Origin of the sequence: Streptomyces sp. NPDC046831 (assembly GCF_040645305.1) — a bacterium.
GTDB lineage: Bacteria > Actinomycetota > Actinomycetes > Streptomycetales > Streptomycetaceae > Streptomyces.
In genome coordinates this window covers 86,693-106,489 of record NZ_JBEYXZ010000022.1, presented here as the reverse complement: position 1 = coordinate 106,489, position 19,797 = coordinate 86,693, and the positions used below count along the sequence as shown (strand labels likewise).

Below are 19,797 nucleotides of genomic sequence, written 5' to 3'. Positions count from 1 at the left end.
GCCCCATGGCCTCTCAGCCGAACGGGACGGAGCGCCCCATGCGCATCCTTGGTATCAACGCCCTGTTCCACGATCCGGCCGCCGCGTTCGTGGTCGACGGCAGGACCGTCGCGGCCGCCGAGGAGGAGCGGTTCAGCAGGCGCAAGCACGGCAAGCGCCCGGTGCCCTTCTCCGCATGGGAGCTGCCCGGACTCTCCGCCCGCTGGTGCCTGGAGCACGCGGGCATCCGCGCGGAGGACCTGGACGCCGTAACGTACTCCTTCGACCCCGCCCTCGCCCGGCCCGCCGCCGACATGGGGCTCCGGGACCCCTGGGACCCGCTGCGCCTGGAGTACGCACGTCGCGCGCCGGAGTTCCTCGCCGAGGCGCTGCCCGGGCTGGACCCGGCCAAGGTCGTCTTCGTCCCGCACCACGTGGCGCACGCCTGTTCCGCCGGGCCCGCCTCCCCGCACCCCGACAGCGCCGTCCTCGTCCTCGACGGCCGCGGCGAGTGCGCCTCCCACCTCGCCGGCCGCTTCGGCGACGGCAGGCTCGACACGCTCGCCACGCAGGCGCTGCCCCACTCCCTCGGCCTGCTCTACGAGGAGCTGACGGCCCACCTCGGATTCCTGCGCAGCAGCGACGAGTACAAGGTCATGGCGCTCGCCTCCTACGGCAAGCCGCGCTTCCTGCCGCAGCTGCGCCAGCACGTCCACGCCACCGGCGACGGCGGCTTCCGCGCCCACGGCGTCGACTGGGCCGAACTCGCCCCGCCCCGCGCCGACGGCGAGGCGTTGGCCCAGGACCACGCCGACCTCGCCGCCAGCGGCCAGGCCGTCCTGGAGGAGGTCCTGCTCGACCTCGCCCACTGGCTGCACCGCGAGGCCGGCGGCGAGGCCCTCACCATGGCCGGCGGCGTCGCCCTCAACTGCGTCGCCAACTCCAGGATCGCCGCTCGGGGCCCGTACCGGCACGTGTGGGTGCAGCCCGCCGCCGGCGACGCCGGGACCGCGCTCGGCGGCGCCCTGTACCTGGCCGCGCGCGCGGGCCGCGCCGAACCGGTGCCCGGCGCCGACCTCGGACGCGGCTGGAGCGACGGGGAACTGCGCCGGTGGCTGGAGGAGGCCGGCGTGCCCTTCGAGCGGCCCGGCGACATCGCCGAGACCGCCGCCGAGGAACTCGCCCGCGACGGCGTCGTCGCCTGGTTCCAGGGCCGCAGCGAGTACGGCCCGCGCGCCCTCGGCCACCGCTCCCTGCTCGCGCACCCCGGCCGGGCCGGCAATCTGGAGCGGCTGAACCGGGTCAAGGGCCGCGAGGAGTTCCGGCCGGTCGCGCCGATGGTCCTCGCCGAGCGCGCCCACGAGCTGTTCGAGGGGCCGCTGCCGAGCCCGTACATGCTCTTCGTCCACGACGTCCGCCGTGACTGGCGCGACCGGATCCCGGCCGTGGTGCACGTCGACGGCACCGCCCGCGTCCAGACCGTCGAGGAGCGCCGGGAGCCGCTGGTCGCCCGCATGCTGCGCGCCTTCGAGGCACGCACCGGGCTGCCCGTCGTGGTCAACACCAGCCTCAACACCGCCGGCCGGCCCATGGTCGACGACCCGCGCGACGCACTGGAGTGCTTCGGCTCCGCGCCCGTCGACCTGCTGGCGATCGGCCCCTACGCGGTGCGCCGGGGGAGGGCGTACGCATGAGCCACCCCACTGCCGGGCCCCGCTACGCCGTCGTGATCCCCACACTCGCGCGGGACACGCTGGCCGACTGCCTGGCCGCGCTCGCCGCCGCCCGCGGGCCCCGGCCGGACGAGATCGTCCTCGTCGACGACCGGCCCGACCCCGAGCCGGGCGCGCTCGACCACGCGCTGAGCGTCCTGGGCGACCTGCGCGCCCGCACCACCGTGCTCACCAGCGGCGGCCGCGGACCCGCCGCCGCCCGCAACACCGGCCTGCGCGCGGTTGCCGCGCCCTGGGCGGCCTTCCTCGACGACGACGTCCAGGTCGGGCCGCACTGGTGCGACCAGCTCGTGCGCGACCTCGCCGGGGCGGGCCCCGACACCGGGGCCGTGCAGGGCGTCATCACCGTGCCGCTGCCCGGCGGACGCCGCCCCACCGACTTCGAACGCAACACCGCCGCCCTCGCGCGGGCCCGCTGGATCACCGCCGACATGGCCTACCGCACCGAGGCCCTCAAGCAGGTCGGCGGCTTCGACGAACGCTTCCGGCGCGCCTTCCGCGAGGACGCCGACCTCGCGCTGCGCGTCCTCGACGCCGGCTGGCGCATCCGGCGGGGCCGCCGCACCACCCGCCACCCCGTGCGCCCCGCCGACCGCTGGGCGTCGCTGCGCGCGCAGCGCGGGAACGCCGACGACGCCCTCATGCTGCGCCTGCACGGCCCCGACTGGTGGCACAAGGCGGTCGCCCCGCGCGGCCGCATCCGCTCCCACCTCGCCCTCACCGCCGCCGGCGTGGCCGCCTGCGCGCTCGCCGCGGCCGGGCGGCCCCGGGCCGCCTCCCTCGCCGCACTCGGCTGGGCCGCCGGCACGGCCGAGTTCGCCTGGGCGCGCATCGCCCCCGGACCCCGCACCCGGGACGAGGTGACGACCATGATCGTCACCAGCGTGCTCATCCCGCCCGCCGCCACCTGGCACCGGCTGAGCGGACTGTGGCGCCACCGCGGCGCCCCCGCCTGGCGGGAGGTGGCGCCGTGAACACCGTCAGGGCCGTGCTGTTCGACCGGGACGGCACCCTCGTCGAGGACGTCCCCTACAACGGCGACCCCGAGCGCGTCCGCCCCGTCGCCGGCGCCCGCGAGGCGCTCCGGCTGCTGCGCGCCGAGGGCATCGCCACCGGCGTCGTCACCAACCAGTCGGGCGTCGGGCGGGGGCTGCTGAGCACCGGCGACGTGCTCCGCGTCAACGCGCGCGTCGACGCCCTGCTCGGCCCGTTCGACGCGTGGGCGGTGTGCCCGCACGGCCCCGCCGACGGCTGCCCCTGCCGCAAGCCGCGGCCCGGCATGGTCCTGTGGGCGGCCGGCCGCCTCGGCGCCGCCCCCGGCACCGTCGTCGTCATCGGCGACATCGGCGCCGACATGGAGGCCGCCCGCCGGGCCGGCGCGCACGGGATCCTCGTGCCGACGCCCGCGACGCGGCCCGAGGAGGTCGACGCCGCCGGGCACGTCGCCCCCGACCTGCCGGCCGCCGTCCGCGCGGTGCTGGCCGGCCCGCCCCGGGGAAGCGCCCCGGCCGGCGGCGGGCCCGTCGGCGCCGCCCGCGCCACCACCGGCGGGCGGGCCCACGACGACGCCGGCCGGAGGACGCGATGAAGGCCCTCGTCACCCGCCTCGACAGCTTCGGCGACGTCCTGCTCGCCGGGCCGGCGATCCGCGCCGTCGCCGCCCGCGCCGACCGGGTCGCCCTGCTGTGCGGGCCGCGGGGCGAGCCCGCCGCACGCCTGCTGCCCGGCGTCGACGAGATCGTCGTCTGGGACGCCCCGTGGGCCGGGTTCGAGCCGCCGCCCGTCGACCGCGAGGAGATCGAGGAACTGCTCGGCTCCCTGCACGCCGACACCGCCCTGGTGCTGACCTCCTTCCACCAGTCCCCGCTGCCGACCGCGCTGCTGCTGCGCCTGGCCGGCGTCCGGCACATCGCCGCGGACAGCGCGGACTACCCCGGCTCCCTGCTCGACGTGCGCCACCAGCGCGCCCCGCACGCCCACGAGGTGGAGGCCGCCCTGCACCTCGCCGAGGCCGCGGGCTTCCCGTGCGGGGACGACGGACGGCTCAGGGTGCTGCCCCCGCCGGACACCTCCGGCCTGACCGGTCCCGAGCCGTACGTCGTCCTGCACCCCGGCGCCAGCGTCCCCGCCCGCGCCTGGAGCCGGGAGCGCTGCGCCCAGGCCGTGCGCGAACTCGCGGCCGCCGGGCACCGGGTGGTGGTGACCGGCGGGCGGGGCGAACGCCGGCTCACCGCCCTGGTGGCCGGTGAGCACGCACGCGACCTCGGCGGCCGCACCGCCGCGCCCGAACTCGCCGGCGTGCTGGCCGGCGCCCGCGCGGTCGTCACCGGCAACACCGGCCCGGCCCACCTCGCGGCCGCCGTCGGCACGCCGGTCGTCTCCCTGTTCGCCCCGGTCGTCCCCGCCGAGCGCTGGCGCCCCTACGGCGTCCCGTACGTGCTGCTCGGCGACCAGAACGCACCGTGCGCGGACAGCCGCGCCCAGCTGTGCCCGGTTCCCGGCCACCCGTGCCTGGAGTCGGTCACCGCGCACGACGTGCTCGCCGCCGTGGAGAAGGTGATGCAGGCGTGAGGATCCTCATCTGGCACGTGCACGGCTCGTGGACGACGGCGTTCGTCCAGGGCCCGCACACCTACGTCGTCCCGGTCACCCCCGACCGCGGGCCCGACGGCCTCGGCCGCGCCCGCACCTTCGACTGGCCCGGGACGGTCGTCGAGCTTCCGCCCGAGCGGCTGCGGGACGCCGGCATCGACGTGGTGGTCCTGCAACGCCCGCACGAGCACGCCCTGGTGGAGCGGTGGCTGGGCCGCCGCCCGCCGATGGTGTACCTCGAGCACAACGCCCCGCACGGGAACGTCCCCGACACCCGCCACCCGGCCGCCGACCTCCCCGGCGTCCCGCTGGTCCACGTCACGCACTTCAACCGCCTGATGTGGGACGCCGGGAGCGCCGAGACCACCGTCGTCGAACACGGCGTCGTCGACCCCGGCCCGCTGTGGACCGGGGAGATCCCGCACGCCGCCGTCGTCGTCAACGAGCCCGTCCGGCGCGGCCGTACGACCGGCACCGACCTGCTGCCCGCCTTCGCGCGGGCGGCCCCCCTGGACGTCTTCGGCATGGGCACGGACGGCCTGGCCGCCCACCTGGGCCTGCCCGCCGGACGCTGCCGCAGCCGCGAACTGGTCCAGCGGGACCTGCACCGCGCGATGGCCCGGCGCCGCCTCTACGTCCACCCGGTCCGCTGGACGTCCCTCGGCCTGTCGCTGCTGGAGGCGATGCACCTCGGCATGCCCGTGGTCGCCCTCGCCACCACCGAGGTGACCGAGGCGGTGCCCCCGGACGCCGGAGCGGTCTCCAACCGGATCGACGTACTGACCCGGGCCGTGCGGGACTTCGTCGCCGACCCGGCGCGCGCCCGCGCGGCCGGCCAGGCGGCCCGCGCCGCGGCGCTCGCCCGCTACGGGCTCCCCCGCTTCCTGGACGACTGGGAGCGGCTGCTGAAGGAGGTGACCCGATGAGGATCGCCATGGTGTCCGAGCACGCCAGCCCGCTCGCCGCACTCGGCGGAGTCGACGCCGGCGGCCAGAACGTGTACGTCGCCCGCCTCAGCGAGCAGCTGGCGCGGCGCGGACACGACGTCGTCGTCTACACCCGGCGCGACTCCGGCACGCTGCCCGACCGGGTGCCGCTGCCCGGCGGCGCCGTCGTCGAGCACGTGCCCGCCGGGCCGCCCGCGTCGCTGCCCAAGGACGCGCTGCTGCCGCACATGCCCGCCTTCGGCGACCACCTGGCACGCGCCTGGGCCCGGGAACGGCCCGACGTCGTGCACGCCCACTTCTGGATGTCCGGCACGGCCGCCCGGCTCGGCGCGCTCCCGCACGGCATCCCCGTCGTGCAGACCTTCCACGCCCTCGGCACCGTCAAGCGGCGCCACCAGGGCCGGGCCGACACCAGCCCGATCGAACGCGTCGGCGTCGAGCGCCGGCTCGGCCTCACCTGCGAGCGGATCCTGGCGACATGCACCGACGAGGTGCGCGAACTGGCCGGCATGGGCGTGCCGCCCGGCCGGGTCTCCGTGGTGCCCTGCGGCGTCGACGCCGCGCACTTCCGCCCCGGCACGGACACCGGCGGCGCCCCCGCGCGGGAACAGCGGCACCGGCTGCTGGCCTGCGGCCGGCTGGTCCCGCGCAAGGGCTACGACCAGGCCGTCCGCGCGCTCGCCCGGATCCCGGACACCGAACTCCTCGTCGCCGGCGGCCCGCCGGCTGACCGGCTGCACACCGAGCCCGAGGCGCGGCGGCTGCGGCAACTCGCCGGGCGGGAGGGCGTCGGCGACCGGGTCCGCCTGCTCGGCGCCGTCGACCCGGGCCGGATGCCCGCGCTGATACGCAGCGCCGACCTGGTGCTGTGCACCCCGGCGTACGAGCCCTTCGGCATCGTGCCGCTGGAGGCCATGGCGTGCGGCGTGCCGGTCGTCGCCGCCGACGTCGGCGGCCACCGGGACACGGTGGTGGACGGGCGCACCGGCCGCCTCGTGCCGGCGGGCGACCCCGCGGCGATCGCGGCCGCGGTCCGCGACCTGCTCGACGGCGACATCACACGGCGGCAGTACGGGGCGGCGGGCCGCGAACGCGTCCTCGCCCGCTTCACCTGGCAGCGCGTCGCCGCCGGCGTGGAAGCGGTCTACCTGCGGGTCGTGGCCGGCCCCGGACTGCCGTCGGAGGTGGCGTGATGGACCACGGAACGTGCACGGCCCGCTCGGCCGGGGCCGCCGTCGCGGGCGGCGTGATGGTCAGCGGTCACGAACAGCCGTCGGAGGTGGCGTCATGAGCGTGAGGACACCAGCCGTTGTCGGGCACTGCGACGCGCTCCAGGCCGCCCTGGGGCACTTCCGCGGCAACGCCCACATCACCCAGCGGTGGGGCGAGCGGCTCGCCGCCGTCCTCGGCGGCGGCGGGCGGCTGCTCGCCGCGGGCAACGGCGGCAGCGCCGCCCAGGCCCAGCACCTCACCGCCGAACTCGTCGGCCGCTACCGGGACGACCGCCCCCCGTTCTCCGCGATCGCCCTGCACGCCGACACCTCCAGCACCACCGCCATCGCCAACGACTACGGCGTCGACGAGCTGTTCGCCCGTCAGGTCCGTGCCCACGGCCGGCCCGGCGACGTGCTCCTGCTGCTGTCCACCAGCGGTGCCAGCGCCAACCTGCTGTCCGCGGCCCACGCGGGGCGCGCCACGGGCCTGCACGTGTGGGCGCTGACCGGACCGGCGCCCAACCCGCTCAGCGCGGGCAGCGACGAGGCGCTGTGCGTGACCGGGGCCTCCAGCGCCACCGTGCAGGAACTCCATCTCGTCGCCGTGCACATGATCTGCGTCGCGTTCGACGCGGCGGTGGAGCGGGGCGGGAGGTGACATGACGGGCAAGGCACCCCTCGTCGTGGTCGGCGACGCCCTGCTGGACCGCGACCTGAGCGGACACGCGGACCGGCTGGCGCCCGACGCGCCCGTGCCGGTCGTCGCCGACTGCGTGGAACGGGTACGGCCGGGCGGCGCCGCCCTCGCCGCCTACCTCGCCGCCCGCGACGGCCGCGACGTCACGCTGGTCACCGGCCTCGGCGACGACCCGGCCGGCCGCGAACTGCGCCGGCTCCTCGAACCCTGGCTGACGCTCGTGCCGCTCCCGATGACCGGGGCGCTGCCGGAGAAGACCCGCGTCCTGGCGCAGGGCCGCCCTGTCGTCCGCCTCGACCGCGGCACCGGCCGCGTCCGCGAGGCGACCCACGAGGCACGCGCGGTGCTCGGGGCGGCCCCGGCCGTCCTGGTCTCCGACTACGGCCGGGGCGCCGCGGACGCGCTGCGGGACGTGCTCGGACGGCGCCGGCCGGTGGTCTGGGACCCGCATCCCCGGGGCGGCCCGCCGGTGCCGGGGACACGGCTGGTCACACCGGCGCGGTCGGAGGCGCACGGGTTCGCGGTGGCGCGGGACCGCGACGCCGGACCCGGCCCGGGAGCCGGGGACCGCTCCCGCGACACCGGGGCCCGCGCCGCGCACGGCACGCCGGACGGCGAGCGCAGCGGCAACGAGCTGTGGGACGTCGCCCACGAGGCCTGCGCGCTCGTACGGCACTGGCGGGTCGCCGCCGTGACGGTGACCCTCGGGGCACGCGGCGCGCTGCTGTCGTACGGGGAGCACCCGCTGCTCGTGCCGGCCCCCGACGACCACCACGGCGACCCGTGCGGCGCCGGCGACCGGTTCGCCGCCACGGCGGCCGGGCTGCTCGCCGACGGCGCGCTGGTCGGGGAGGCCGTGGAGGGCGCCGTCGCCGCCGCGACCGCCTTCGTGGGCGCCGGGGGAGCGGGCGGGCTCGACGTGCCGACCGCGGGGCGCCGCGGCGCGGGTGGGACCGCACGCCGGGGCGCGGGGACGACGGCCGGCGCCTCCGGGCGGGTCGGCGGCGCCTCCGGGCAGGGTGGCGGCGCCTCCGGGCAGCACGAGGGTGCCTCCGGACGCACCGGCGGAGTCTCCGGGCGGGTCGGCGTTTCCGGCCGGGACGAGGGTGCCTTCGGGGGCGCCGGCGGAGTCTCCGGGCGGGGCGAGGACGCCTCAGGAGACGTCGGTGGAGTCTCCGGGCGGGTCGGCGGTGTCTCCGGGACGGTCGACGGTGCGCCGGGGCCGGCGGCCTCCCGTTCCGCCGGCGGCGCGACGACCCCTGACGGCGTCTCCCGCGGCGCGGCGGAGGCTGCCCGAGCACCGTCCGCGGACGGTGGGCGCGATCCCGACGCCCCGCCCGCCCAGGACGACCCCCTCGACCTGGTCGCGCACGTGCGGGCCACCGGCGGGACCGTCGTCGCCGCGGGCGGCTGCTTCGACCTCCTGCACGCCGGCCACGTCGGGCTGCTGCAGGCCGCCCGGCGGATCGGGGACTGCCTGGTCGTCTGCGTCAACTCGGACGCGTCGGTGCGGCGGCGCAAGGGCGAGGGCCGCCCGGTCAATCCGCTGGCCGACCGCGTCCGGGTGCTGCGGGCACTGGCCTGCGTCGACGCCGTCGCCGTGTTCGACGAGGACACCCCCGAACGCCTCCTCGCCGAACTCCGCCCGGACGTCTGGGTCAAGGGCGGCGACTACGCGGGCGCCGAACTGCCGGAGGCGGCGCTGCTGGAGGAGTGGGGCGGCCAGGCCGTCCTGCTGCCCTACCTCGACGGACGCTCCTCGACGGCGATGATGGCGCGCGCCGCGGAGGTCGCCCGGTGAGCGGGCGGAGGCCGGCGGGCACGGCGCGTCCGGTGGGCGGAAAGGGCCCGGTAAGCGGGGCTGACCCGGCGGACGCGGTTCGTTCGGTCGGCACGGCTCCTCCGGTGGCGGCGGCTCGCCGGGTGGACGGAGCACGTTCGGCGGGCGGGGCTCGCTCGGTCGGCACCGCTCGGCCGGTGGACGCGGCTCGTCCGGCGGAGGTGGTTCTCCCGGGGGTGCATGGGTCTCGCCCGGCGGGCATGGCTCGTTCGGGCGGCTCGGCGGAGGCGGCTCGTCCAGTCGGTGGACACCGTCCGTCAGGCGTGGCTCGTCCGACAGAGGCGGCTCGTCCGGTCGGCGCAGCCCACTCGTCGCACACTGCTCGTCCGGCGGGCACGGCTGGCTCGGCGAGGGTGGCCGGTTCGGCGGGCACGGCTGGCTCGGCGAGGGTGGCCGGTTCGGCGGGCGCGGCTGGCTCGGCGGAGGCGGCCGGTTCGGCGGGCGCGGCTCAGGCGGTGGGTGCCGGTCGTTCGGGGGAGGTGGTGGGGGCGGGTCCCCGGCTGCTCGTGCTGCGTGCCCTCGGGCTCGGGGATCTGCTCGCCGGCGTGCCGGCCCTGCGCGCGCTCCGGCGCGGCTTCCCCGGTCACGAGCTGGTGCTCGCCGCGCCCGCCGAGCTGGCGCCGGTCGCCGCGGCGAGCGGCGCCGTCGACCGGCTGCTGCCCGCCTCCGCGCCCGGCCGCGCCGTACCGCGCACCCTCGACTGGAGCGGCCCGCCCCCGGACGTCGCGGTCGACCTGCACGGCAACGGCCCGCCCAGCCACCACCTGCTGGCCGGCCTGCGCCCGGGCCGCCTGCTCGCCTTCGCGCACCCGCGGACCCCCGGGATCGAGGGCCCGCCGTGGTACGCCGACGAGCACGAACGCGACCGCTGGTGCCGGCTGCTGCGCTGGTACGGCGTCGAGGCCGACCCCGCCGACCTGCGGCTGCCCCGCCCCGCCGGCCCGTCCCCGGCGCCCGGGGCGGTGGTCCTGCACCCCGGCGCGGGCGCCCCGGCCCGCTGCTGGCCCGCCGACCGGTTCGCGGCCGTCGCGCGGGCCCTGCGCGAGCGCGGCCACCGCGTCGTCGTCACCGGCGGGGCGGACGAGGGCGACCTCGTGGCCACCCTGGCCAAACGGGCCGGCCTGCCGGACACCGACGTGTTCGGGGGCGGCCTGCCCTTCGACCGGCTCTCCGCGCTGGTCGCCGGCGCCCGCGCCGTGGTCAGCGGCGACACCGGCATCGCCCACCTCGCCGTCGCCCACGCCACCGCGTCCGTCACGCTGTGCGGCCCGGTGCCGCCGAGCCGCTGGGGACCGCCCGCGGACCCCCGGCACCGTGTCCTGTGGCACGGCCCGGCGGGCGACCCGCACGGCCGCCACCCCGACCCGGCGCTGCTGAGGATCAGCACCGGCGAGGTCCTGGAGGCCCTCCGGGCGCTCCCGGAGCCGTCGAGTTGATCCCCCGACCCCAGGAATCCAGCCCCATGGAACGCTCACCCGTCGGTGTCGTCATCGCCACCCGCAACCGCCGCGCGCGCCTGGCGGTCACCCTGCGGCACCTGCTCGACCTGCCGGAACGGCCCGAGATCCTGGTGGCCGACAACGCCTCCACCGACGGCACCCGCGCCATGGTCGCCCGCGACTTCCCCCAGGTCCGCCTGCTGGCGCTGCCGTCCAACCGCGGCGCCCCGGCCCGCACCCACGGCCTGCGCGCGATACGCACCCCCTACGTGGCGTTCAGCGACGACGACTCCTGGTGGGCGCCGGGCTCGCTCGGCCTGGCCGCCCGGCTGTTCGACGAGCACCCGCGGCTCGGCCTGCTCTCGGCCCGCACGCTCGTCGGCCCCGACGAGGAGCCCGACCCGCTCAACGACGTCCTCGCCGGCTCCCCGCTGGGCAGGGCCACCGACCTGCCCGGCGTCCAGGTGCTCGGCTTCCTGGCCTGCGCCTGCGTCGTCCGGCGCACCGCCTACCTCGACGCGGGCGGCTTCCACCCGCTGCTGTTCTTCGGCGCCGAGGAGACCCTGCTCGCGTACGACCTCGCCGCGCGCGGCTGGGGCGTCACGCACAGCCCCGACGTCATCGCCCACCACCATCCCGACCCGGCCCCGCGCACCGACCGCCCGGCGGTCCAGCGCCGCAACGAACTGCTCACCGCCTGGCTGCGCCGCTCCCTGCCGCACGCCCTCGCCCGCACCCGCGACCTGGCCGTCGCATCCGGCCACGACCCCCACGCGCGGCGCGCCCTGCGCGAGACGATCGCCCGGCTGCCGGCCGCTCTGCGCGCCCGCCGGGCGCTGCCGCCCCACCTCGAACGCGCCGCCCGCCTGCTCGACCAGGACACCGGGCGCACCGCCCGCCCGTCGTACGCGGACCCGGGAGGCACCCCGTGACCGACCCCCGCACCACCGTCGTGGTCATCACCCACAACCGCCGCGCCGAGCTGCTGCGCACCCTCGACCGGCTCGCCGAACTCCCCGAGCGGCCCGAGGTGTTCGTCACCGACAACGGCTCCACGGACGGCACGTCCGGCGCGGTGGCCCGCCACCACCCCCAGGTGCGGCTGCTGCGTCCCGGCCGCAACCTCGGCGCCGTCGGCCGGAACCTGGCGGTGCGCCGGGTCCGCACGCCGTACGTGGCGTTCTGCGACGACGACTCCTGGTGGGCCCCCGGCGCGCTCGCCGGCGCCGCCGACCTGCTGGACCGGCACCCGGCGCTCGGCGCGGTCACGGCCCGCATCGTCGTCGAACCGGACGGCACCGAGGACCCCATCGTCGAGGAGCTGCGGGACTCGCCCGTCCCCGGCCCGCACTGGCTGCCCGGCCCGGCGCTCGGGTCCTTCCTGGCCGCGGCGACCGTGCTGCGCACCGAGGCGTTCCGCCGCGCGGGCGGCTTCAACCCCCGGCTGTGGCTGGGCGGCGAGGAGGAACTGCTCGCCGCTGACCTGGCGGCGGACGGCTGGTGGCTCACCTACGCCGAGCACCTGACGATCCATCACCACCCGTCCGCAGCCCGGGACTCCACCCGCCGCCGGCGGGACGGCATCCGCAACACGCTGTGGTTCACCTGGCTGCGCCGCCCGGCCCGCCCCGCCCTGCGCCGCACCCTTCACCTGGCGCGCACGGTCCCGCGCGACGGCGCGTCGCTGCGCGCCTTCGCCGAGGCGGCCGCCGCACTGCCGTGGGTGCTGCGCGAACGGCGCGTGCTGCCCCCGCCCGTCGAGGCGCGGCTGCGCCTGCTGGAGGACGCCCAGCGCCGCTCCAGGGCCCGCCGGTACACGGGCTGAACGGCCGGTGGGGGGCGAGGACCGGAACGGTGCCGCGCCGGCGGGACGATCGCCACGCCACGCCCTTCGGCTCCCCGACCTGGCGAGATACGGCCCTCCGCGCCGAACGTCAGGGCCGGTCCCGGCACGGCCGGTCCTGACCCGGCCGGTCCCACGGGGACGCGCCGGCCGGTACGCGCGGGTCAGGGCACGCACGGCGGAGGACCGCCGGGCGGGACGCGCGACGAGGCACGGTCCGTGACGATGTGCCAGGGACCGCCCGGCACTCCCGGGCCGTACACCCCGCGGAGCCGGCCGTGCTCAGTGCGCGGCTCCCCGACGCCCGGGCATGGCGGTCACCCCGCCGCGGCCTCCGGCGGCGGGCACGGGGATCACCTCCGGCGCGGCCACTCCGGGCCGCGCCGGGTGGCGGGCGCGTCAGGCCTGCGACCACCGGCACAGCAGCCGGAACACCGCGAACAGCGTCACCGGCCACATCGCGGCGAACGCCCAGATCACGGCCGCGGCGGAGGTGACGATGCCGGTCACCATGAGACCGACGGACACCGCCAGGAGCAGCAGCACGAGCCACACCGGCGGCGCCCAGGACGCGACCCGGGACAGGTCGGGCCGCCGGTGCAGGCGCAGCGTCCGCAGCCGCCGGTCCAGGCGGCGATCCCTGCGCAGGGCGCGCTCCACCTCGTCGAGGATGCGCTGTTCATGATCGGGAAGGCGGCTGATCGACACGGGTTGCTCCTTCTGCGGCGGCCGACCGAGTGCTCCTGCGAGTGCCCGAACCCCCATGAAGTAACCGGCGGGCCCGGGTGGACGCGCTGTGATCCGGCCGACGGGTTCGAGGAGCACCCCGCGGACCGCCCGGCCACCCGGGCCGGCCGGCGTCCCGCACCACCGGCCGGGGGAGTCCGGCGAGCCCCCCGCGCCCCGGCCGGCGAACCTCTGCGAACCCCCTGTCACACACCGGCCGGAGCCTCCCGGCGACCCCGCGCACCGGCTCCCCGCCCCCTACCGGGCCGGGTGCCGCAGCGCCTCCAGCAGGCCCTGCGCGCCGTCCTTCCCGGCGCCCTCCGCGAACTCCTCGCGCAGCTGCCGGGCGCTGACCCGGCCCGAGGCCAGGCACCAGTCCCACCAGCGGTCCAGCTCGCGCGGACCCAGCCGCTCGGCCGGCACCAGCGCGGGCCAGCCGCACGCCCGCGCCTGCGCCGTCACCTTCGCGCCGCCCTCGACCGGATCGACGGTCAGCGCCGGGGTGCCGGCCCGCAGCGCGAGCACCATGCCGTGCAGCCGGTCGGTGACGACCAGGTCCAGCCGGACGAGGACCGACTCCAGCTGGGCGGGCGTCGCGCACAGGCGCCAGTCGTGGGTGTCGAGCCGGGTGTCCAGCTCCAGGGGGGCGCAGTCCTTTCCGTGCAGCCAGCCCGTCACCTCCTTGGCGACCACGTCGTGCCGGCGGGCGGGGCCGTACTCGTGCTGCCCGTGCGTGAGGATCACCCCGACGACGGGGCGGGCCGGCAGGGTGGGGGCGCGGGCCGCCAGGTCCCACGTCGGCCGCGCCGCGGGCGCGTCCCGCGCGAGGACGCGGTGGAAACCCGCGGCCGCGGGGCCGGCCGGATCGATGACGGAGGTGCCGACGGCGATCCGCAGGCAGTGCGAGAACTGCTCGTGCAGCCGTTCCACCTGCGGCCCGTGCAGCGGGCCGCACACGAACACCAGCCGCGTGTACCGCTCGGCCCGGACCTCGTCCAGGTGCAGCGCACCGGGCCGGAAACCGGGGCTCCAGGCCACGTCGTAGGCGACCGACGCCCGCCGCAGGACGGCCTCCACCCGGTGCAGCGCCAGCACGTCCCCGGCGGTCGCCTCCCCGTCCGGGAAGCTGAACCAGCCCGTGATCAGGATCGTCGCGTCCCGCGGTCCCTCCTGCACAGTGCGGACGGGTGCCCCGTCCGCGCCGCGCCCAATCACCGGGCGACCCGGCGGCGCGGCCCTCCCGTCCGGCCGACGGCGCTTGGGCCTCCGGCCCTGGGTACCCGGCGCAGCGGGCCGGCGGGACGCCCGGCGCACCGCAGGGACGGCGGCACCCGTGCCGGCGGTGGCACGTGGCGGCGACGGCGGGGAAGGAGGCGCGCGTGCCGCGGATGGACCCCGACAGGGCGCGGCGGCGGTTCTCGGCCGCCCGGGTGGCGCGGCTGGCCACGGTCGACGCGGCGGGCCGCCCCCACCTGGTGCCGGTCGTGTTCGCCGCCCTGGGCGACGACGGGATCGTGACGGTGGTCGACCGCAAGCCCAAGACCACCACGGAGCTGAAGCGGCTGCACAACATCGCCGTCCACCCGGCGGTGTGCCTGCTGGTGGACGGCTACGACGACGACTGGGACCGGCTGTGGTGGGTCCGCGCCGACGGCGGCGCCCGGATCGTGCCGGCGGACGCGCGGGACGCCGCGACCCGGGAGGAGTACGAGGACGTGGTCGCGCGGCTGCGGCGGAAGTACCCGCACTACCGGACCGACGCGCCGCACGGACCGGCGGTCGTGATCACCGTCCAGCACTGGAGCGGCTGGTGCGCCGGACCGTCGGCCGCGGACCACCCGGCCGGCTGACACGTGGCCGGGCGCCGGGACATGGAGAGGGGGCGTTGCGGGCCGCTCGTGGAGGCCCGCAACGCCCCCCGGCACTCACCTGAGCGGGTCGCCCAGGAGGTCTTCACCGGGGCCGGGCGCGGTCAGGAGGCGACCTGCGCGGCCACGAGGCTGGAGAAGGTGGTCAGCCGGGTGTAGACACCCGGGTAACCCGCCTCGGCGCAGCCGTTGCCCCAGGAAGTGATCCCTGCCAGGACGCCCCCGACGAGCAGGGGACCGCCGCTGTCGCCCTGGCAGGTGTCCACGCCGCCGGAGGTGTATCCGGCGCACACCATGTCGCTCGCGACGAAGTCGGAGCCGTACGAGCCGCGGCAGCTCGTGTCGGACACGATCGGCACGGTCGCCGTCCGCAGCTGGTTGGAGGAGCTGCCGCTCTCCGAGGTGGTGCCCCAGCCGAGGATGCGGGCGGTGGTGCCCGCCGCGTACACCGACGTGTCGGAGGAGGAGACGTACTTCGCCGTGGTGTACGGCATCGACGTCGACAGGGTCAGCACGGCCACGTCGTCGCCGCTGGTGACGTCCCGGTAGGACGGGTTCACCCAGATCCTGCTGACCCGGCTCACCGTGCCGTTGGTGCCGTTGAGGTAGGTGCGTCCGCCGACCACCCGGACACCGGAGGCCGTCTCGCCGGCCATGCAGTGCGCGGCCGTGACCACCTTGGTGGGAGCGACCAGGGTGCCGCCGCAGAACTGGTTGCCGTACGCGTCCGTTATCTGCATCACGAACGGGTAGGCGGTCGTCGTGGTCGTGGTGCCGCCGACGATCGGCTGGGGAGCGGCGACGGCGGTGGGGGCGGTGAGCAGCGCGGTCGCGGCGGCGGCGGCGCCGGCCGCGAACGCGGCGGCGGTCCGTCTGGCGCGGGTGAGCCCGAACATGCGTCTCCTCGACAGGCCGGTGGGGGGATCGCGCGGTGGGGGGTGGAGCACGGGGAGAGACCGACCCCGTGTGCCCGGGCGAGCGGCACGCCCCACACGCTACGAGCCGCCCGACCCCCTACCAATGAGGGAACCCCCTACGGGAGTTGGGCAGGGAAAACCCTCGGTCGCCCGCGCTGCCCGCTCCTGGCGGTCCCTCACCGGACCCACTCAGGCAGTCAATCCGCCCCGGGCTCACTCCGCGCGGCGGCCCGCCGCCAATCGGACGATGTCCACGCGCGAACGGATCCTCAGCTTGCGGTAGACCCGGGTCAGCGTGGCCTCGACCGTCTTGACGCTGACGTACAGCCGCGCGGCTATCTCCCGGTTGGTCGCGCCCTCCATGACCAGCGCGGCCACCTGACGCTCCATCGTGGCCAGCCCGTCCAGGGCCGCCGGCACCACCTCCGGCTCCGCCGGCCGGGCGGCGGCGGCCGCCTCCACCTGGCGCAGCCACGGCAGGGCGCGGCAGCGACGGAACAGCCGGGCCGCCTCGTCGTACGGCACCGGCCCCGGCACGGCGGTTCCCGCCGCCCGGGCCGGGCCGGGTGCCCGGGGGAGGGTGCGCACCTGGGCCAGCGCGAACGCCGCCCGCGCCTCCTCCAGCCCGAGGCCGAGCCGGGCCAACCGGTCCTGTGCGGACGTCAGCTGGGCGACGGCGGCCTCCTCGTCGCCGCGCGCCGCCCGCACCAGCGCCTCGGAGCGGTCCAGCACCGCCAGCACGCTCTCCCGGCCGAGCCGCAGGGCGTGCTCGCGGGCGGTGTCGATGACGGCCTGCGCCTCGGCCGGCTCCCCGATCCGCACCAGCGCCTCCGCCAGGTCGCCCTGCCAGCGGCCGCGCGCCGGGTCCGTGATGCCGAGCGCCGGCTCCAGCTCGCGCACCCGGCGCAGCGAGAGGACCGCGGCCTGCGCGTCCCCGGACACCAGCTGGGCGTAGCCGAGGGCCGCCAGGGCCAGGGACAGGTAGATCTGGTCGCCCTCCTCCTCGGCGTGCGCCACTGCCTCCTGGGCGAGGTCCTTAGCCCGCTGCGCGTCGCCGGCGGACGCCTCGGCGAGGGCGGTCGTCATCGCGGACGCGCTCTCGCCGATGCCGGTGTCCCGGGCCAGCCGCAGGCTCTCCCGGGCCAGGTCGGCCGCCCGGCCGCAGTGCCCGGACCGCAGCTCGGTCTCGGCCAGGTAGCGCAGGTAGTGCACCTCGCTCTCGAACATGCCGCGCCGCCGCACCTCGCGCAGCAGCGCCGTGATCGTCGTCCGGGCGGCGCCGAGCTGGTCGTTCATCAGCAGCCAGCGGAACCGGGCGGAGCCCACGCCGTTGTGGTGGCACGCCACGTAAGGGTCCTGGGGTTCGCGCAGGGCCCGCTTGATGGTCGCGGCGGCGTCCGGATGACCCATCAGGGTCTCGGTCGAGGCCTGCAGGGCGAGCGCCATGAGCTCGGTGCGCCGGTCCGCGCCCCTCGCCGCGAGCCGGGCCGCGTGCGCGGCCTCCTCCCGGGCCTCGGCGAAGTCGCCCGCCACGACCAGGCCGCGCCAGGCCAGCTGGTAGTGGACCAGGGCGAGCAGGCGCGGGTCGTCGCCGGCGTCGGCCAGCGCCTGCGGGAAGACGGAGTCCACGTCCGCGAGCGCCTGCCCGGCCGCCTCGATCACCACCATCCAGGCCCGCACCCGCTCCGCGGGCACGGTGGCCCGGGTCAGCACCTCCCGCGCGATGTCGCGCGCGAGGTCCATCTCGCCGGCGGTGATGGCGTCCTCGGCGGCCTGCAGGCGCCGCCCGTCCGGTCCCGGCTCGCCGTCCGCGGGGGCGTGCCGGGCCGCGAGCAGGCCGAGCGAGGCCGCCACCGACGGCGCCCCGCGGTCCCGGGCCAGCGCGGCGGCGCCGGCCAGACGGGCGGCCACGCCCGGGTCGGTGCCGGTGGTGGCCAGCGCCAGGTGCCGGGCCCGCTCGATGGGGTCGGAGGCCGCGGTGGACAGCGCGGCGTGTGCGGCGCGCCGCTCGCTCGCGGGCGCCTCCGCGTACAGGGCGGCCGAGATCAGCGGGTGCGCGAACCGGACGGCCGGGCCCTCCGGTTCCGTCGCCAGCAGCCCCAGTTCGGCGGCCCGGACGCAGTCGGCCTCCGCGTTCTCCCGGCCGGCCGCGCGCAGCAGGGCCGGTGTGGGGCGGGCGCCGGCGCTGGCCACGAGGAGGGTGCGGCGGGCCTCGTCCGACAGCATCTCCAGCCGGCTCAGCACCAGGGCGCGCAGCGAGGTCGGCACGGGCAGCGGCTCGCCGGGCCGGGGCGGGGTCGGGGTCTCCGCCAGGGCGCGGCCCAGTTCGAGGGCGAACAGGGGGTTGCCCCCGCTGGTGCGGTGGATGTCGCGGACCGTCGAGCGGGGCAGGGCCGCGTAGCCGCGGTGGTCGAGCAGCGCCGCCACCTGGGGGCGGGTCAGCGGGCCGATCCGCACGGCGAGCGTGTCCGGCGGGCAGGCGAGCAGGTGGCGGTCGTACTCCTGGCCCTCGGTGCGGACCGCGCACAGGAACTGCACCGGCAGGTCGCCCAGCCGGCGCGCGGCGAACCCGAGCAGTTCCGCGCTCGCGGAGTCCAGCCACTGGAAGTCGTCCGCGACCACGAGGACGGGCCCCTCGGCGGCGAGGGCGCGCAGCGCGGACAGCACGGCCAGGCGCAGCGCGAGGCCGTCGCGCTGGAGGGTGGACTCGCCGCGGCCGGTGAGCGCCGACTCCAGCGCGGTGCGCTGCGCGGCGGGCAGCTTGCCGGACACCTCGTCGAGGACCAGGCCGAGCAGGTCGGCCAGGGCGAGGAACGGCAGGTGGGATTCCGACTCGGTGGCGGAGCAGCGCAACACGGTGCGCACCGACGGGGCATATTCCGCGGCCCAAGCCCGCAGCACGGTCGACTTTCCTATTCCGGCCGGGCCGTGCAGCAGCACACTGCCGCCGCGGGCCAGCTGCTCCCGGGCCGCGCCGGTCGGCTCCTCGCGGCCGATGAGCAGGTCGGAGCGGCAGCTCGCAGGGTCCCTGACGTCCCGTCGCACGGTCACCGCTCCCCTCGCGTGTCGTGTCCTGGCCAAATTCTAGGCAACACGCCGGGAAATTCGGGCGGCCGGGAAGGTGAGGGAAATAACAGCGACGGCCGCGGAACGAAATTCGAAGCCCCACCGAATGAATAACGCCCCCCGAGCACCGGGGCGACGCCGGCCCCGGCGCCGCAGCCAGTTCCCGCCCAGGGACGGCGACACCGGCCTCGGCAGGCCCCCATGGGCAGAGACCGCCCAGCCAGGCGGGAACCCCACCGAGGCGCGGCCGGGCGTCGACCGGAGCCGTTTCCCGTCGGGCGGATCCACGCCCGCGCGGCCACCCACGGACAGGGACCGCCCCAGCCACCGCCCTTCCACCTACGTGCGGCCGCGCGCGTTGGGATCGTGCCAGGCGGGCGGGGAGCCCACCGAGACGCGGCCGGGCGTCGACCGGAGCCGTTTCCCGTCGGGCGGAGGATCCACGCCCGCGCGGCCACCCACGGACAGGGACCACCCCAGCCACCGCCCTTCCACCTACGTGCTGCCGCGCGCGTTGGGATCGTGCCAGGCGGGCGGGGAGCCCACCGAGACGCGGCCGGGCGTCGACCGGAGCCGTTTCCCGTCGGGCGGAGGCACGCCCGCGCGGCCACCCACGGACAGGGACCACCCCAGCCACCGCCCTTCCACGTACGTGCGGCCGCGCGCGTTGGAATCGTGCCACGCGGGCGGGGAGCCCACCGAGACGCGGCCGGGCGTCGACCGGAGCCGTTTCCCCTCGGGCGGAGGATCCACGCACGTGCGGCCGCGCGCGGACGGAAGGGGGCGTGTCGGGGGGTGCCCGCCCGCAGCGGCCGGCGCGTCCGCACCGGGTTCCTTCTCGAGAGACAGTTCCCGCGCCGGTCCGAGGACGGGCACCCCCCGGCGCGGCCCCGACCCACCCACGCACCGCACGCGACCCACCCACGCACCGCCAGG

Annotated in this window: 16 protein-coding genes; 12 read left to right on the top strand and 4 right to left on the bottom strand. The window is 77.7% G+C overall.

What is annotated here, in order from left to right; translation table 11 throughout:
• Positions 1 to 38: 38 nt before the first annotated feature.
• From ABZ920_RS19805 to ABZ920_RS19755, 11 genes are all read left to right on the top strand, one after another.
• Positions 39 to 1,673 (top strand): carbamoyltransferase C-terminal domain-containing protein, encoded by a 1,635-nt coding sequence (locus tag ABZ920_RS19805; RefSeq protein WP_361506291.1) that lies wholly within the window; start codon positions 39 to 41, stop codon positions 1,671 to 1,673.
• Positions 1,670 to 2,686: a glycosyltransferase gene (locus ABZ920_RS19800; protein ID WP_361506288.1), complete on the top strand. Its 1,017-nt coding sequence runs from the start codon at positions 1,670 to 1,672 to the stop codon at positions 2,684 to 2,686. The genes ABZ920_RS19805 and ABZ920_RS19800 overlap by 4 nt, the downstream gene beginning before the upstream one ends.
• On the top strand, positions 2,683 to 3,300 hold the full coding sequence (locus ABZ920_RS19795; protein WP_361506285.1) for an HAD family hydrolase: 618 nt from the start codon (positions 2,683 to 2,685) through the stop codon (positions 3,298 to 3,300). The genes ABZ920_RS19800 and ABZ920_RS19795 overlap by 4 nt, the downstream gene beginning before the upstream one ends.
• Complete coding sequence (locus tag ABZ920_RS19790) at positions 3,297 to 4,283, top strand: glycosyltransferase family 9 protein (protein ID WP_361506282.1); 987 nt, start codon at positions 3,297 to 3,299, stop codon at positions 4,281 to 4,283. Before ABZ920_RS19795 ends, ABZ920_RS19790 begins: the two co-directional genes overlap by 4 nt.
• Positions 4,280 to 5,230, top strand: a complete 951-nt coding sequence (locus ABZ920_RS19785) for a glycosyltransferase (protein ID WP_361506279.1) — start codon at positions 4,280 to 4,282, stop codon at positions 5,228 to 5,230. Before ABZ920_RS19790 ends, ABZ920_RS19785 begins: the two co-directional genes overlap by 4 nt.
• Positions 5,227 to 6,444 (top strand): glycosyltransferase, encoded by a 1,218-nt coding sequence (locus ABZ920_RS19780; protein ID WP_361506276.1) that lies wholly within the window; start codon positions 5,227 to 5,229, stop codon positions 6,442 to 6,444. The genes ABZ920_RS19785 and ABZ920_RS19780 overlap by 4 nt, the downstream gene beginning before the upstream one ends.
• 94 nt (positions 6,445 to 6,538) lie before the next feature.
• Positions 6,539 to 7,123, top strand: coding sequence for an SIS domain-containing protein (locus tag ABZ920_RS19775; RefSeq protein WP_361506273.1), 585 nt, complete (start codon positions 6,539 to 6,541; stop codon positions 7,121 to 7,123).
• A gap of 1 nt (position 7,124) precedes the next feature.
• The gene (rfaE2, locus tag ABZ920_RS19770; protein ID WP_361506270.1) at positions 7,125 to 8,963 is read left to right on the top strand and encodes a D-glycero-beta-D-manno-heptose 1-phosphate adenylyltransferase; all 1,839 of its coding nucleotides are present in this window, start codon (positions 7,125 to 7,127) and stop codon (positions 8,961 to 8,963) included.
• 521 nt (positions 8,964 to 9,484) lie between these two features.
• Positions 9,485 to 10,438, top strand: a complete 954-nt coding sequence (locus ABZ920_RS19765) for a glycosyltransferase family 9 protein (RefSeq protein ID WP_361506267.1) — start codon at positions 9,485 to 9,487, stop codon at positions 10,436 to 10,438.
• A 26-nt stretch (positions 10,439 to 10,464) separates the two neighbouring features.
• Positions 10,465 to 11,373 carry a glycosyltransferase gene (locus tag ABZ920_RS19760; protein WP_361506264.1) on the top strand — a complete coding sequence of 303 codons (909 nt, stop codon included), beginning with the start codon at positions 10,465 to 10,467 and terminating at the stop codon, positions 11,371 to 11,373.
• A complete protein-coding gene (locus tag ABZ920_RS19755; protein ID WP_361506261.1) occupies positions 11,370 to 12,266 on the top strand; it encodes a glycosyltransferase in 897 nt (298 codons plus the stop codon). Before ABZ920_RS19760 ends, ABZ920_RS19755 begins: the two co-directional genes overlap by 4 nt.
• A gap of 417 nt (positions 12,267 to 12,683) precedes the next feature.
• Here the strand turns inward: ABZ920_RS19755 and ABZ920_RS19750 are convergent, their stop codons facing one another.
• Complete coding sequence (locus tag ABZ920_RS19750) at positions 12,684 to 12,992, bottom strand: DUF3040 domain-containing protein (RefSeq protein ID WP_361506258.1); 309 nt, start codon at positions 12,990 to 12,992, stop codon at positions 12,684 to 12,686.
• 276 nt (positions 12,993 to 13,268) lie between these two features.
• On the bottom strand, positions 13,269 to 14,186 hold the full coding sequence (locus ABZ920_RS19745) for a polysaccharide pyruvyl transferase family protein (protein ID WP_361506256.1): 918 nt from the start codon (positions 14,184 to 14,186) through the stop codon (positions 13,269 to 13,271).
• A 203-nt stretch (positions 14,187 to 14,389) separates the two neighbouring features.
• Between ABZ920_RS19745 and ABZ920_RS19740 the strand changes: the two genes are divergently transcribed.
• Positions 14,390 to 14,860 (top strand): TIGR03668 family PPOX class F420-dependent oxidoreductase, encoded by a 471-nt coding sequence (locus ABZ920_RS19740; protein WP_361506253.1) that lies wholly within the window; start codon positions 14,390 to 14,392, stop codon positions 14,858 to 14,860.
• Positions 14,861 to 14,982: 122 nt separating this feature from the next.
• Here the strand turns inward: ABZ920_RS19740 and ABZ920_RS19735 are convergent, their stop codons facing one another.
• Positions 14,983 to 15,774 (bottom strand): serine protease, encoded by a 792-nt coding sequence (locus tag ABZ920_RS19735; RefSeq protein ID WP_361506250.1) that lies wholly within the window; start codon positions 15,772 to 15,774, stop codon positions 14,983 to 14,985.
• A gap of 234 nt (positions 15,775 to 16,008) precedes the next feature.
• Positions 16,009 to 18,846 carry an AAA family ATPase gene (locus ABZ920_RS19730; RefSeq protein ID WP_361506247.1) on the bottom strand — a complete coding sequence of 946 codons (2,838 nt, stop codon included), beginning with the start codon at positions 18,844 to 18,846 and terminating at the stop codon, positions 16,009 to 16,011.
• Between the last annotated feature and the right edge of the window lie 951 nt (positions 18,847 to 19,797).